Here is a 14,421-nt window from a genome sequence, read left to right as displayed (position 1 = left end):
CGGGCGGGACGTCGAGGCTCAACTATCTCCGTCCGCACCGCCTTCGGCCAGCGGTTCGGCGCGAGCCGTGGCACAAATATTGGTGTGGACCACTGACGTACGCTGGTGTGATGGACCGCGCTCTCGACCTGCTCGCCACCCGGCTGCGCACGCTGCCGCCCTCCTGCGGGCCGGTGCGGCTGATCGCGGTGGACGGGCACGCGGGGTCCGGTAAGAGCACCTTCGCCGGGCGGCTGGCCGAGGCGCTCGGCGGTACGCCGGTGGTACACACCGATGATCTCGCCACCCATGACGAGCTGTTCTCGTGGAGCGGGCGGTTCCGCGAGCAGGTGCTGGCGCCGCTGTCCCGGGGGGAGCTCGCGCGCTACGGGGTCTACGACTGGGTGCGCCGGGAGTTCACCGGGGAACGGGAGCTGGCGCCCGCGCCCGTCGTGGTCGTCGAGGGGGTCGGCGCGGGTCGCCGCGCGCTGCGGCCGTATCTGGCGTGCCTGCTGTGGATGGAGCTGCCCGACGAGGACTCCTGGGAAAGGGGTCAACTCCGGGACGGACCGGAGCTCTCCGGTTTCTGGGGTGGCTGGATTCCGGCGGAGCGCGCGCACTTCGCGGCGGACCCTTCGCGCCCGTATGCCGATCTCCTGGTGCATCAGGGGGAGATGGGCTACGTGGTGCACAAGGGGACCTCCCCGGCGCCCTGACTTGCCCAACATCTCACGCTCCGTAGCCAACTGCGGCCGGTGCACGGCCGGGCGCCGACAGGGTCGCGCCGAGTGCTCCAACTCGGCTTGACCTGGGGGGCGTACAGGACTTACGTTCTCAATGTGCGGTTCTACGGACCGCCCGCAGACGCGAAGCCCCCGGTTGTTCCCCCGTGATCGGGGGCTTCGTTCTGTGTATACCGCTCTCCTGGCAGGCCCCTCGCCGCCGGTTGCTCACCGTCGGTCACCGCTTTCTTCACGCCGCCGGGCTCTCTCTTTCCCTCTCACTCCCCCGTTCTCCCTCTTGCGGCCCTCTACGGCCTGCACCGACGGCGCGGGTACGATGCGAGTCCGTGTCACCGAAGGACGCGGGCCGGGCTGCGCGCGGCGACACCCAACTCCCGCCCGCCGTACACCGGTTCGTGAGGCTGCGGCCCGGCACTCGCCCGGCGGCACACGGGGGGACGTTTTGTGGGGGGACGTGATGGAATCCGGCATGCAGGGCGCACCCGCCCCGGCCGAGATCGCCTGGCTGCGCGCGGTCGACGCCTACACCGTCGGCGCCTACCCGCAGGCCGAGGAGGAGTTCCGGGCCGCGGTCCGGCTCGACCCGACGATGGCCGACGCCTGGCTGGGCCTGCACGCGCTGCGCGCCGACACCGCCACCGCCCTGCTGCGCATGCACCGCCACCGCGACCGCTTCGGCGAGCAGCGCGTCCGTCACCGACGCACCCTCAATTCCTGGTACTGGCTCGGCTGGTGGGTGCAGCCGGTCCTGGAGACCGGCCGTGACCTGCTGCTCGCCCACGCCTCCCACTGGCTGGACGGCCGCCATGTCGCCGAACTCGACCAGGCGCTGGCAGGCTGCCCGCCCGTCGACGGCGATCCGCAGGTCCGTTTTCTGCACGCCTGCCGCGCCTACCTCGTCAAGGACTGGGACCAGCTCGTACGGCACACCGAGCCGCTGGTGGACGACCCGGCCCTGGGCATCGAGGCCGGGCTTTTCGGCGGTATGGCCCGGGTGCGGCTGGAGATGTACGGACAGGCCGAGCCGCTGCTGTCCGCCGCGCTGATGCGCTGCCGCAGCGAGCAGCCGCAGCGCAAGGAGCTGCGCTACTGGCTCGCCCGCGCCCACGAGGGCACCGGCCGCAGCGCCGCCGCGCTCCCCCTGTACCGCGCGGTGCACCGTATCGACCCGTCGTTCATGGACACCTCGGCGCGGCTCGCCGCCATCGCGGCGTCGGACGGCTTCGAGGAGGGCCCCGATCTGGCGGCGGTCACCGCCCCGGGGCTCGGCCAGGAGGCCGGCACCGATCTCGATCCGCTCGCCCCGCTGGACCCCCTGGACGGCCGCGATCTGCTGACGACCGGTGAGGCGGACGGGGTGGACGGCGATCTGGCGGGCGTGGGCGGCGGGCCGGCCGGCGGCGGCACCGCCGCCCGGGTCAAGGCCGCGCCGCCCGGCCCGCGCGGCGTCGGACGCCCGCCCGCCGGGCCCGCCGATCCGGTCCTGCTGGAGCGGGCGCTGGCGGAGCTGGAGCGGATGGTCGGCATGGAGCCGGTCAAGCGTCAGGTACGGGCGCTGTCGGCGCAGCTGCGGATGGCGCGGCTACGGACCGGCCAGGGGCTGCCGGTGCAGCCGCCCAAGCGGCACTTCGTCTTCTCCGGCCCCTCGGGCACCGGCAAGACGACCGTGGCCCGGATACTCGGGCGGGTCTTCTACGCGCTGGGGCTGCTCGGCGGCGACCATCTCGTGGAGGCCCAACGCGCCGATCTGGTGGGCGAGTTCCTCGGCCAGACCGCCGTCAAGGCCAATGAGCTGATCGATTCGGCGCTGGGCGGGGTGCTCTTCGTCGACGAGGCGTACAGCCTGGCCAACTCCGGCTACAGCAAGGGCGACGCGTACGGCGACGAGGCCCTACAGGTGCTGCTCAAGCGCGCCGAGGACAACCGTGACCGGCTGGTCGTCATCCTGGCCGGCTATCCGGAGGGCATGGACCGGCTGCTGGCCGCGAACCCGGGCCTCTCCTCCCGCTTCACCACCCGGGTCGACTTCCCCAGCTACCGGCCCCGGGAGCTGACCGCCATCGGCGAGGTGCTGGCCGCCGAGAACGGCGACCGCTGGGACGAGGAGGCCCGCGACGAGCTCTGCAGCATCAGCGCCCATGTCGTCGACCAGGGCTGGATCGACGAACTCGGCAACGGCCGCTTCCTGCGCACCCTCTACGAGAAGAGCTGCGCCTACCGCGATCTGCGGCTGTCCACCTGGCCCGGCATCCCGAGCCGCGACGATCTCGCCACCCTGCGGCTGCCGGACCTGATGCAGGCTTACGGCGAGGTCCGCTCCGGGCGCGGCCCGGGTCCGCAGGGGCCGCCGCCGAAGGAGCTGGACCTGTAGGGAGCGCGCGGCGCCGTACGCGCCGCGCGCCCGTCAGCCGGCCAGTGCCCGCACGTCCGCCGGCCGCGCGACGCCCGTGCGCGGTTCGGCGATGAGCTCCCCCGCGTCCGCCGGCTCCGGCCGGGAACGGGCCGCCGGTGCCGTGCGGTGCGCGGGGTCGCGGACCTCGCCGACCAGCATCTCCATCACGTCCTCCAGGGCGACCAGGCCCAGCACCCGGCCGCCCGCGTCGGCGACGGCCGCCAGATGGGAGGCGGATCTGCGCATCGCCGTCAGGGCGTCGTCCAGCGGCAGTTCGGCGCGGAGCGTCACCATCGGGTGCCAGATCCGCTGCGGCACCGCGCGGTCCCACTCCTCCAGGTCCAGGACGTCCTTGACGTGCAGATAGCCCATGAAGGCGCCGCCGGGCGCGCACACCGGGAAGCGGGAGTAGCCGGTCCGCACGGTCAGCTCTTCCACCTGGCGGGGGGTCACCGTCGGATCGATGGTGACCAGTCCCGTCCGGTCGAGGAGGACGTCCGTGACGGGGCGGCTGCCCAGCTCCAGGGCGTCCGAGAGCCGTTCCTGTTCGGCCGGGCCGAGCAGGCCCGCCTGGCCGGAGTCCTCGACGAGATGGGTGAGCTGCTCGCTGGTGAAGACCGCCTCGACCTCGTCCTTCGGCTCGACGTGGAAGAGCCGGAGCACGCCCCGGGCGCAGGCGCCGAGCAGCGCGGTGACCGGCCGGCACAGCCGGGCGAAGGCGACCAGACCGGGGCTGAACCACAGCGCGGTCTTCTCGGGCGCCGCCATCGCCAGGTTCTTGGGGACCATCTCGCCGATGACCAGATGCAGGAAGACCACCAGCGCCAGGGCGATGACGTAGCCGAGGGGGTGGACCAGCGGTTCGGGGAGGCGGACCGCCTGGAAGGCCGGCTCCAAGAGGCCGGCGACGGTCGGCTCGGCGACCGCGCCGAGCGTCAGGGAGCAGACGGTGATGCCGAACTGGGCGGCGGCCATCATCTGCGGGAGGTTCTCCAGACCGTGCAGGACCTGCCGGGCCCGGGTGGACCCCGCGGTCGCCAGCGGTTCGATCTGGCTGCGGCGTACGGAGACGAGGGCGAACTCGGCGCCGACGAAGAATCCGTTGGCGAGGACCAGCAGCACCGCGATCAGGAGCTGGACCGCGCTCACCGGGCCACCTCCGCGGCACCGGCGGCCAGGGCGGCGGAGGCCGTCCGTACGATCCTTATCCGCTCGGCGCGGTGGTGCGAGACCAGTCGCACCCGCAGCCGCCAGCCGTCGAGTTCGGCGGTGTCGCCGGGGGCCGGGATCCGGCCGAGTATGTGTGCCACCAGTCCTGCCACCGTTTCGTACGGGCCGTCCGGGGCCGCCAGGCCGATCCGCCGCAGGGTGTCCACCCGGCAGCCGCCGTCGGCGTCCCATGCGGGGCGGCCGTCCTCGGCCGGGGCCTGGCCCAGCTCGGGCAGGTCCACCCGGTCGTGCTCGTCGCGGACCTCGCCGACGAGTTCCTCGATGATGTCCTCCAGCGTGACCACACCGGCCGTGCCGCCGTACTCGTCGACGACCACCGCGATCGGCTGCTCGCTGCGCAGCCGCTCCAGCAGCGGCTGCACCGGGAGCGTCTCGGGCACCAGCAGCGGCGGTACCGCGATCCGGCCGGCCGGGGTGCGCAGCCGCTCCTGCGACGGGACAGCCAGGGCGTCCTTGAGGTGCACCATGCCGACGATTTCGTCGATCCGGGTGCGGTAGACGGGGAAGCGGGACAGGCCGGTGGCACGGGTGAGGTTCACGACGTCCTCGGCGGTGGCGGACGACTGGAGGGCGCTGACCCGCACCCGCGGCGTCATGACGTTCTCGGCGGTCAGACCGCCCAGCGAGAGGGTGCGTACGAAGAGGTCGGCGGTGTCCTGCTCGATCGCACCGGCCTGCGCGGAGTGCCGGGCGAGCGAGACCAGTTCACCCGGGGTGCGGGCGGAGGCCAGTTCGTCGGTCGGCTCCACGCCCAGGCCGCGCACCAGGCGGTTGGCGACGGTGTTCAGCAGGGTGATCACCGGGCGGAAGAACCGCGCGAAGGCGTGCTGCGGGCCGGCGACGAAGCGCGCGACCTGGAGCGGCCTGGAGACCGCCCAGTTCTTGGGCACCAGTTCGCCGATGACCATCTGGACGGCGGAGGCCAGCAGCATGCCGATGACGACGCCGATGCCGGGCACCGCGCCCCGGGGCAGACCGGTGGCCAGCAGCGGGCCGGACAGCAGATGGGCCAGCGCCGGTTCGGCGAGCATGCCGACCACCAATGAGGTGATGGTGATGCCCAGTTGGGTGCCGGACAGCTGGAAGGAGAGTTCGCGCAGTGCGGAGACGACGGTGCGGGCGCGGCGGTCGCCGTCGGCCGCGGCCCGCTCGGCGTCCGCTTTCTCGACGGTGACGAGTCCGAACTCCGCGGCCACGAAGAACCCGTTGGCCAGGATCAGGACGAGTGCCGCGGCGAGCAGCAGCAGGGGGCCGGTCATGCCGCCGCCTCCGTGGTATGCGGAGGTTCCGGAGGGGCGGCGCAGGTACTACAGGACGATCCGTCCATTGCTGGAGGGAGTCACTCCTCTGGTCGCAGGTGCCCACTGACGGGGCGGGGCGCGGAACGCGCCCCGGGGAACAGAGTAATCAGCGGGGCGCGGATCGGGGCAAGGGTCACCGGGCCGCGTGGTCGCCGGCGCCGCGCTCCTCGCAGAGGGCCCGCAGCGCACGGGCGTCACGGATCGCCTGGTCCTTGGCGATGCCGGGCTGGATGCCCATGGCGGGCAGGCTGGTGCCGTCGGCGAGGTCCAGATGGACCCAGGGGTCGCCTGCCCGGAGGTTGACGCGCAGGACCTGGGCCCAGGCCAGTTCGCGCTTGGTGGTGAGGTTGACGACGGTGACGCCCTCCTGCCGGGCGACCACCTTGGGGCGGCTGAGCAGCAGGAGGACGGCGAGCACGAGGACGCCCGTGAGGATGAAGCTGATCCGCTCACCGCCGGTCAGCTTCGGCAGCAGCAGCGCGATCGCCGTGAGGGCGGCGAGCTGGGCGATGCCGACGGCGTACAGCACGGCCCGGGTACGGGTCGGCCGGAAGGTCACCGGGAGGCTGGGCAGGGGCGCGGACACGGACACGTCGTCGGTCTTCCGTCGTCGGAGGGGCGGGGTGAACCGGCAGCCGGCGGTCAGAGCCGGCAGGCGTGGATGCCGGTGGTCAGGATCGCGCGGGCGCCGAGGTCGTAGAGCTCGTCCATGATGCGCTGGGCGTCCTCGGACGGGACCATCGAGCGGACCGCGACCCAGCCTTCGTGGTGCAGCGGGGAGACGGTCGGCGACTCCAGGCCCGGCGTGAGGCCGACGGCCTTCTCGACGTGCTCGACGCGGATGTCGTAGTCCATCATCACGTACCGGCGGGCGACCAGGACGCCCTGCATACGGCGGAGGAACTGGCGCACCTTCGGGTCGTCCTCCGGGGCGCCGGTGCGGCGGATGACGACCGCTTCCGACTTCAGGATCGGCTCGCCGATGACCTCCAGACCGGCGTTGCGCAGGGTGGTGCCGGTCTCCACGACATCCGCGATGATCTCGGCGACGCCGAGCTGGATGGCGGTCTCCACGGCGCCGTCGAGGTGCACGACGGAGGCGTCCACGCCGTTGTCGGCGAGGTGCTGGGTGACCAGGCCGGAGAAGGAGGTGGCGATGGTCATGCCGCCGAACTCGGTGACGTCCTGCGCGGTGCCCGGACGGGTCGCGTAGCGGAACGTCGAGCCGGCGAAGCCGAGCTGCATGATCTCCTCGGCCGGTGAGCCGGAGTCCAGCAGCAGGTCGCGGCCGGTGATGCCGATGTCGAGTTTTCCGGAGCCGACGTAGACGGCGATGTCGCGCGGGCGCAGGAAGAAGAACTCGACCTCGTTGCCGGAGTCGACCAGGACCAGTTCCCTGCGGTCCTTGCGCTGGCGGTAGCCGGCCTCATGGAGCATCGCCGACGCAGGCTCGGACAGTGAACCCTTGTTGGGGACAGCGATGCGCAGCATGAGAGCGGATTCCTTCGTGCGGTGGGGCGTTGGGCAGGGTGGGTGGGTGCGGCCGGGCCGGACGGCTCAGAGGTGGGCGTAGACGTCGTCGAGGGAGATGCCCTTGGCGACCATCATGACCTGGAGGTGGTAGAGGAGCTGCGAGATCTCCTCGGCGGCGGCCTCGTCGGACTCGTACTCCGCGGCCATCCAGACCTCGGCGGCCTCTTCGACGACCTTCTTGCCGATGGTATGCACACCGGCCTGGACCAGCTCGGCGGTACGGGAAGTGGCGGGGTCGCCGGTGGCGGCCTTCTGCTGGAGCTCGGTGAAGAGCTCCTCGAACGTCTTCTTGGACATGGTGATCCCCACCCTACGCGCTGCGGCCGCGACAGCGTGCAGCGGCTCCGCCGGGTGACGGTGCCGCGTCGGCGGCCGTCCGTCCGGAGCCGGGCCGCTCAGCGCCAGGGCTCGGAGACGGAGCGCAGGGTGGCGGCGGTGGATACCGCGGCGGTGACCGCTTCGTGGCCCTTGTCCTCGGTCGATCCGGCGAGGCCGGCCCGGTCCAGGGCCTGCTGCTCGTCGTCGACGGTGAGCACGCCGAAGCCGACCGGGACGCCGGTGTCCACGGCGACCTGGGTCAGGCCCTGAGTGACGCCCTGGCAGACGTACTCGAAGTGCGGGGTGCCGCCGCGGACGACCACGCCGAGGGCGACCACCGCGTCGTAGCCGCGGCCGGCCAGGACCTTGGCGACGACCGGCAGCTCGAAGGCGCCGGGCACCCGCAGCAGCGTCGGCTCGTCGATGCCGAGATCGGCCAGGGCGCGCAGTGCGCCGTCCACGAGCCCGTCCATCACCTTCTCGTGCCACTGCGCGGCGATGACGGCCACCCGCAGGTCGGCACAGTTCTTCACGGTCAGCTCGGGTGCGCCCTTGCCGCTCACGATTCTCCTCCTACGGGTGATGGTGCTGCTGCTCGGTGTGCTGACGGTCCGCCGGTTCCGGGGCCGGCGGCGGCCGGTCCGGTCCGCCGCGTCACTGGTTCTGGCAGGTGGCCGTGGTGCCGGGGTCCAGCCAGGGCAGGTCGTGCCCCATCCGGTCCCGCTTGGTGCGCAGATACCGCAGATTGTGTTCGCCGGCCTGGACGGGCATCGGCTCGCGGCCGGTGACGGTGAGGCCGTGGCGTATCAGGGCGGCGGTCTTGTCGGGGTTGTTGGTCATCAGGCGCAGTGAGCGCACGCCGAGGTCCTGGAGCATCTGGGCGCCCGCGGCGTAGTCACGCGAGTCGGCGGGCAGTCCCAGTTCGAGGTTGGCGTCGAGGGTGTCGCGGCCGCGCTCCTGGAGTTCGTAGGCGCGCAGCTTGGACATCAGTCCGATACCGCGTCCTTCGTGGCCGCGGAGGTAGATGACCACGCCGCGGCCGGCCTCGGCGATCCGCCGCAGGGACGCGTCCAGCTGGGGGCCGCAGTCGCAGCGCAGCGAGTGGAAGACGTCACCGGTCAGGCATTCGGAGTGGATCCGGACCAGGACGTCCTCGCCGTCGCCGAGCTCACCGGCGACCAGCGCGATGTGCTCGACGCCGTCGGCGGTGGAGCGGTAGCCGTAGGCGGTGTACTCGCCGTGCGCGGTGGGCAGCCGGGTGCGTGCCTCGCGGCGGACGGCGGGCTCGGGTCCCCGGCGGTAGGCGATCAGGTCCTCGATGGAGATGATGGACAGACCGTGCTTGCGGGCGAACAGCACGAGTTCGGGCAGCCGCAGCATCGCGCCGTCCTCGCCCGCGATCTCGACGATGGCGGCGGCCGGGCGCAGTCCGGCCAGCCGGGCGAGGTCGACACCGGCCTCGGTGTGGCCGTTGCGGACCAGGACGCCGCCGGGCTTGGCGCGCAGCGGGAAGACGTGGCCGGGCCGGACGAGGTCGCCCGCGGCGGCGGTGCCGGAGGCGAGCAGCCGCAGGGTGGTGGCGCGGTCGGCGGCGGAGATGCCGGTGCTGACGCCGTGCGCGGCGGCGGCGTCGACGGAGACGGTGAAGGCGGTCCGCATCGACTCGGTGTTGTGCTCGACCATCTGCGGGAGTTCCAGCCGGTCCAGTTCCGGGCCTTCCATGGGGGCGCAGATCAGTCCGCGGCACTCGCTCATCATGAAGGCGACGGCCTCGGGGGTGGCCTTCTCCGCCGCGATGACGAGGTCGCCCTCGTTCTCGCGGTTCTCGTCGTCCACGACGACGACGGGGCGGCCCGCGGCTATGTCGGCGACGGCCCGCTCGACGGGGTCCAGGGCGATGGCGTCGGCGGTTTCGGCGTCCTCGGCGTCGTCCCAGTTCTCCAGTGCGGTCATGCCACAGCTCCTTCCAGGACGGAACGGTCGCTCGCGCGCGAGCGCAGCCACCAGTCACGCATGCCCCATGCGACGAGGGCGAGATAGACGACGTAGACGAGGCCGGAGAAGGCGAGTCCGCTGCTGAAGGCGAGCGGTACGCCGACGAGGTCGACGAGCAGCCACGCGAACCAGAACTCGACCAGACCGCGCGCCTGGGCGACCATCGCGGCGAGGGTGCCGACGAAGATGTAGGCGTCCGGCCAGGGGTTCCAGGAGAGCTGCGGGAGCAGGGTGAACGCTCCGCCGACGGCGGCGGTGCCGACCGCCGTGCCGCCCAGCAGCAGAGCGCGCTCGCGCCAGGTGGCGAAGCGGACGGCGATGGAGCCGTCCTGGGCCTGCCGGCGGCCGCGCTGCCAGGCGCGCCAGCCCCACACCGCCACCCCGATGATCAGGAGCTGCTTGCCGACGCCGCCGCTGAGGTGGGCGGAGCCGTAGGCGGCGACGAGGATGAGGCCGGAGAGGAACTGGGCCGGCCAGGTCCAGATGGAGCGCCACCAGCCGAGGGCCAGGGCGGCAAGGCCGATGGTGTTGCCGATCATGTCGGACCAGATGATGTGCTGTCCGAAGACCGTGAACGCTTCGGCGTTCAGCCAGGTCAGCGCGGTCACCGGACGATCTCCTGCGGGTCCCGGACGCCGGCGGCGAGCAGCCGCTCCACGTACTTGGCGAGGACGTCGACCTCAAGATTGACGGGGTCGCCGACCTTCTTGATGCCCAGGGTGGTCAGGGCGAGGGTGGTGGGGATGAGGCTGATGGTGAAGTGGTCGTCCGCGGCGTCGACGACCGTGAGGCTGACGCCGTCGACGGTGATGGAGCCCTTCTCGACGACATAGCGGGCGAGCGTGGCGGGCAGCGAGACCCTGACGACCTCCCACTGCTCACCGGGGATGCGCTCGGTGATGGTGCCGGTGCCGTCCACATGGCCCTGGACGAGGTGTCCGCCGAGCCGGCCGCCGAGCGTCATGGGCCGTTCCAGGTTGACCCGCGAGCCCGGGGCCAGCGCGCCGAGGCTGGAGCGGTGCAGGGTCTCGGCCATCACATCGGCGGTGAACTCGTCGCCGGCGTGGTCCACGACGGTCAGGCAGACGCCGTTGACGGCGATGGAGTCGCCGTGCTTCACGCCCTCGGCGACGACCGGGCCGCGCAGCCGGAGCAGGGCGGCGCGATCGGGGGCGTCCCCGGCGGTGGCCGAGGGGCTGTCACCGAGGTGCTCGACGGCGACGACCTCACCCAGTTCTTCGACGATTCCGGTGAACACTTCAGTTCTCCTCAGGACGGGTGTGACGGACGGGGGTGGCGGTGATGCGCAGATCGGGGCCGAGCCGTGCGGTGTCGGTCACGTCGAGCCGCAGCGCCTGGGCGATGGTGGTGATGCCGGCGTCGCCGAGGGTCACCGGCCCGGAACCGAGCAGTACCGGCGCGAGGTAGCCGATGACCTTGTCGACGGCCTTGGCCGCGAAGAAGGCCCCGGCGAGCGTGGGCCCGCCTTCGAGCAGGACCGAGCGCACCTCGCGCTCGTACAGCGCCTGGAGCAGGGCGGGGATGTGCAGGCCGGGCCCTTCGGCGGCGCGCGGCAGCCGGACGATCGGGGCGAGGCCGTCGAGATGCGCGGCGTCCGCGTCCTCGGCGACCGCGATGAGAGTGGGGGCGGTGCCGTCCAGAACCCGGGCACCGGCCTTGACGGCGGCGGCGCCGGAGTCGACGACGACCCGCAGCGGCTGGCTGACCTCGGTGTCGGCGAGGCCGCTGACCCGGGCGCCGAGCTGCGGATCGTCGGCGCGGGCGGTGCCGGAGCCGACGATGACGGCGTCCGCGGCGGCCCGCAGCCGGTGCACATCGGCGCGCGACTCGGCCGAGGAGATCCAGCGGCTGGTCCCGTCGGCGGCGGCGATCCGGCCGTCGAGCGTGGCGGCGTACTTCCACAGGACGAAGGGGCGGCCGAGCAGCACCGATGTCAGCCAGGCTTCGTTCCCGGCGGCGGCGGTGCCGGCGAGCAGTCCGGCCTCGACGTCGAGGCCGGCCCCCGCCAGGGTGGCGGCGCCGCCTGTCGCGGTCGGGGTGGGGTCGGCGACGGCGTAGACGACGCGGGCGATCCCCGCGTCGATCAGCGCCTGGGCGCAGGCACCCGTGCGGCCGGTGTGGTTACAGGGCTCCAGGGTGACGATCGCGGTGCCGCCCCTGGCCCGCTCCCCCGCGGCGCGCAGTGCGTGGATCTCGGCGTGCGGTCCGCCCGCGCGCTGGTGCCAGCCCTCGCCCGCCGTACGGCCCGCGGAGTCCAGGACGACGCAGCCGACCACGGGGTTGGGGCTGGTGTGCCCGATGCCGCGCGCGGCGAGCTCGATGGCCCGGCTCATCGCCGCGGTCTCGACGGGGGGTGTGGTGGCCACCGGGTCCTCCTGCCTCTCAGGGCACGGACTCCGGGGCTGTCGGAAACGACAGGAGCGGAAACGAGACCATGGGCACACCACAGTCGGAAAAGAGAGCTCGCCCGGGGAAATGGACCGGACGCGCCGTCGACGGCGGTGTACCGATGCTCGCCCGCCGCGCACTGCCTCCCATCCGGACTTTCACCGTCGGTGCAGGAATTTCACCTGCTCAACCGGCCGCTGGCTGCGGACGGGTCGCGGACTGTTACCGCCGGCTCGGAATTACACCGACCCCGGAGTGCGCTGCTGCTTTTATCTCAGTACGGCTTCAGTCTGCCACGGCTGATCGTGGCCCATGCGGGCGGAGCCTTGTGGGCTGTCTCACAGCCCCGGGCCCGGCCTGCCTGTCACACCCGGCGGGCGCGCCGTGTCACAGCGGGAAAGACTCTTCTCACTTTCTCCACCCAAGGAGTGATGCGCGATGGCGACGATTCTGGTGACCGGCGGTACGGGCAGGCTCGGACGGGCCCTGGTCGACCGGCTCCTCGATGACGGCCACGACGTCCGGTCGCTGAGCCGGCGGCCGCACACCGGTATCGGGCGTACGGGGCTGACGGCGTACGCGGTCGATCTGCGGGACGGCACCGGGCTGGCCGCGGCGGTGGCGGGCGTGGACGCGATCGTGCACTGCGCCACGGCGCCGTCGGGCGGTGACGAGGAGGCGGCCGGCCGGCTCATCGCGGCGGCGCGGGCGGCGGGCGTCCCCCATCTGGTCTACATCTCCATCGTCGGCGTGGACCGGATCCCGTTCGGCTACTACCGCACCAAGCTCGCGGTGGAGCGTGCGGTCGAGGCGTCCGGGCTCGGCTGGACGGTGCTGCGCACCACGCAGTTCCACGACCTCGTGCTGCGCATCGTCAAGGCCGGGGCGCGGCTGCCGGTGCTGCCGGTGCCGTCCGGGGTACGGGTGCAGCCGGTCGATGTGCGGGACGTCGCCGCCCGGCTGGCGGAGCTGGCGGCCGGGGAGCCGGCCGGGCGGGTCGCGGACCTGGGCGGCCCCGAGGTGTTCGAGGTGCGCGAGCTGGTGCACCGGACGCTGCGGGCCGGCGGGCGGCGCCGGCTGGTGGTGCCGCTGCGGCTGCCGGGGGCCGCGTTCGGTGCGCTGTCGCGGGGCGAGAACCTCGCACTCGACCAGCCGGCCGGGCGGTTCGGCTACGGCGACTTCCTGGCGGCGCGGGGCGGCCGCGCGGCGAACGGGTGAGGGCGGGACGGCCGGGGCGTCAGCGCGCGGGCGCGAACAGCTCGTTCTGCGCGGCGTCCGTCGCGGCGAGCACCGCGCCGTGCAGCACCGCCCGCCCGCCGACCGTGCCCGCGCGTACCTCGGTGGCCAGCGGGGAGATCCGCGCGAGGTGTCCGGCCACCCGGGTGGCGAGCGCGTCGCCGCCGCTCCGGCCGATCTCGCCGCCGAGGACGACGCACCCCGGGTCGAGCACGGCGCAGACGGCCGCCACGCCGAGGGCGATCCGGGCGGCCAGCGCGTCGAGGAACGCGTCGCCCCCGCCGCCGGCGGCGACGGCGGCCCGGACGACGGATTCGGCGGGCGGGGCGTCGGCATCGGTGTCGGCACCGGCATCGGGTGCGGCTCCCGGGGCGAGCGGGCCGGGCCGCAGACCGTGTGCCGCCGCGAGCGCGCAGATCGCGGCGGAGCCGGCCAGTGAGTGGAAGCCGCCGTCGCAGCCGCCGGCCGTGGGGAGCCCGTCGGTGCCGGGGACGGGCAGGAAGCCGATCTCGCCGGTACCGCCGGAGGCGCCGCGCCGCAGTCTGCCGTCCAGGACCACCGCGGCGCCGGTGCCGTGCCCCAGCCAGAGCAGGACGAAGGTGTCGCGGTCGGTGGCCGCGCCGTCGCGCTGTTCCGCGAGGGCGGCGAGGTTGACCTCGTTCTCCAGCAGCACCGGTGCGGCCGTCCGGTCCTGGAGCGCGCCGACCAGCGCCGCGTGCCAGGCGGGGATCCAGTCGGTGCCGCCGAACCGGCCGGTGGCGGGGTCGACCAGACCGGGGGCGCCGACGGCGATGGCCTGCGGGCGGCCCGCGCCCGCCGCGCCGAGGGCCGCGTCCAAGGCGGCGAGGGCGGTCGCGACGGCCCGGCCGGGCGGGTCGTCGGGGCCGATGGGGACGGTGCGCTCGGCGCATACCCGGCCGAGGAGGTCGGCGACCGCGACGGTGACGCTGTGGGCGCGCAGATCGAGGCCGACCAGATGGGCCCGGTCGGCGACGATGCCGTACAGCTTGGCGTTGGGCCCGCGCCGCCGGGCGCCGCTCTCCCCGACGACGGCGATCAGACCGGCCGCTTGGAGGCGGTCGACGAGGTCCGCGACGGTCGGCCGGGAGAGACCGGTCAACGAGGTGAGCTGACCGGCCGTCAACGGCCCCTCGGACTGGAGGAGTTGGAGGGCGATGCGGTCGTTGATCAGCCGTGCGGTGCTCGGGGAGGCGGTGCGGCCGGCGGCCGCCGCGCGCAGTGCATGCATGGCGGGATCCTTCCAGACCGTCTCCCCCCTGTCCCT

14 protein-coding genes and 1 riboswitch are annotated in these 14,421 nt (G+C 73.3%); of the genes, 3 read left to right on the top strand and 11 right to left on the bottom strand.

What is annotated here, in order from left to right:
- The first annotated feature begins 110 nt into the window (after nucleotides 1-110).
- Both IH09_RS02565 and IH09_RS02560 read left to right on the top strand, forming a co-directional pair.
- On the top strand, nucleotides 111-695 hold the full coding sequence (locus IH09_RS02565) for a uridine kinase family protein (protein ID WP_052853596.1): 585 nt from the start codon (nucleotides 111-113) through the stop codon (nucleotides 693-695).
- A gap of 484 nt (nucleotides 696-1,179) precedes the next feature.
- Nucleotides 1,180-3,093, top strand: coding sequence for an AAA family ATPase (locus IH09_RS02560; protein ID WP_052853595.1), 1,914 nt, complete (start codon nucleotides 1,180-1,182; stop codon nucleotides 3,091-3,093).
- 33 nt (nucleotides 3,094-3,126) lie between these two features.
- Here the strand turns inward: IH09_RS02560 and IH09_RS02555 are convergent, their stop codons facing one another.
- The 10 genes from IH09_RS02555 to ribD all read right to left on the bottom strand — a co-directional run bounded on the left by IH09_RS02555 (nucleotide 3,127) and on the right by ribD (nucleotide 11,845).
- Nucleotides 3,127-4,263 carry a CNNM domain-containing protein gene (locus IH09_RS02555; RefSeq protein ID WP_052853594.1) on the bottom strand — a complete coding sequence of 379 codons (1,137 nt, stop codon included), beginning with the start codon at nucleotides 4,261-4,263 and terminating at the stop codon, nucleotides 3,127-3,129.
- Nucleotides 4,260-5,603: a hemolysin family protein gene (locus tag IH09_RS02550; protein WP_052853593.1), complete on the bottom strand. Its 1,344-nt coding sequence runs from the start codon at nucleotides 5,601-5,603 to the stop codon at nucleotides 4,260-4,262. Before IH09_RS02550 ends, IH09_RS02555 begins: the two co-directional genes overlap by 4 nt.
- Nucleotides 5,604-5,778: 175 nt before the next feature.
- Nucleotides 5,779-6,231: a PH domain-containing protein gene (locus IH09_RS02545; RefSeq protein ID WP_052853798.1), complete on the bottom strand. Its 453-nt coding sequence runs from the start codon at nucleotides 6,229-6,231 to the stop codon at nucleotides 5,779-5,781.
- A gap of 56 nt (nucleotides 6,232-6,287) precedes the next feature.
- Nucleotides 6,288-7,136, bottom strand: coding sequence for an ATP phosphoribosyltransferase (hisG, locus tag IH09_RS02540; protein ID WP_052853592.1), 849 nt, complete (start codon nucleotides 7,134-7,136; stop codon nucleotides 6,288-6,290).
- Nucleotides 7,137-7,202: 66 nt separating this feature from the next.
- Nucleotides 7,203-7,475, bottom strand: coding sequence for a phosphoribosyl-ATP diphosphatase (locus tag IH09_RS02535; protein WP_052853797.1), 273 nt, complete (start codon nucleotides 7,473-7,475; stop codon nucleotides 7,203-7,205).
- A 98-nt stretch (nucleotides 7,476-7,573) separates the two neighbouring features.
- On the bottom strand, nucleotides 7,574-8,059 hold the full coding sequence (gene ribH / locus IH09_RS02530) for a 6,7-dimethyl-8-ribityllumazine synthase (RefSeq protein WP_052853591.1): 486 nt from the start codon (nucleotides 8,057-8,059) through the stop codon (nucleotides 7,574-7,576).
- 91 nt (nucleotides 8,060-8,150) lie between these two features.
- Nucleotides 8,151-9,449: a bifunctional 3,4-dihydroxy-2-butanone-4-phosphate synthase/GTP cyclohydrolase II gene (locus IH09_RS02525; RefSeq protein WP_052853590.1), complete on the bottom strand. Its 1,299-nt coding sequence runs from the start codon at nucleotides 9,447-9,449 to the stop codon at nucleotides 8,151-8,153.
- Entirely contained in the window at nucleotides 9,446-10,099 is a 654-nt protein-coding gene (locus IH09_RS02520) for a nicotinamide mononucleotide transporter family protein (RefSeq protein WP_052853589.1), read from the bottom strand. The genes IH09_RS02525 and IH09_RS02520 overlap by 4 nt, the downstream gene beginning before the upstream one ends.
- Nucleotides 10,096-10,749, bottom strand: a complete 654-nt coding sequence (locus tag IH09_RS02515) for a riboflavin synthase (protein ID WP_052853588.1) — start codon at nucleotides 10,747-10,749, stop codon at nucleotides 10,096-10,098. Before IH09_RS02515 ends, IH09_RS02520 begins: the two co-directional genes overlap by 4 nt.
- 1 nt (nucleotide 10,750) lies before the next feature.
- On the bottom strand, nucleotides 10,751-11,845 hold the full coding sequence (gene ribD / locus IH09_RS02510) for a bifunctional diaminohydroxyphosphoribosylaminopyrimidine deaminase/5-amino-6-(5-phosphoribosylamino)uracil reductase RibD (protein ID WP_052853795.1): 1,095 nt from the start codon (nucleotides 11,843-11,845) through the stop codon (nucleotides 10,751-10,753).
- Between the two features lie 187 nt (nucleotides 11,846-12,032).
- Nucleotides 12,033-12,163, bottom strand: a riboswitch (FMN riboswitch).
- Between the two features lie 175 nt (nucleotides 12,164-12,338).
- Between ribD and IH09_RS02505 the strand changes: the two genes are divergently transcribed.
- Nucleotides 12,339-13,118 (top strand): SDR family oxidoreductase, encoded by a 780-nt coding sequence (locus IH09_RS02505; protein WP_052853587.1) that lies wholly within the window; start codon nucleotides 12,339-12,341, stop codon nucleotides 13,116-13,118.
- 19 nt (nucleotides 13,119-13,137) lie between these two features.
- Here the strand turns inward: IH09_RS02505 and IH09_RS02500 are convergent, their stop codons facing one another.
- Nucleotides 13,138-14,385: an ROK family transcriptional regulator gene (locus IH09_RS02500; protein ID WP_052853586.1), complete on the bottom strand. Its 1,248-nt coding sequence runs from the start codon at nucleotides 14,383-14,385 to the stop codon at nucleotides 13,138-13,140.
- Between the last annotated feature and the right edge of the window lie 36 nt (nucleotides 14,386-14,421).

The organism is Streptomyces celluloflavus, from assembly GCA_000720995.1.
GTDB classification, from domain to species: Bacteria; Actinomycetota; Actinomycetes; order Streptomycetales; family Streptomycetaceae; genus Streptomyces; species Streptomyces celluloflavus.
Note: the sequence above shows the minus strand (reverse complement) of the source record. Positions and strands in the feature narration are given on the sequence as shown.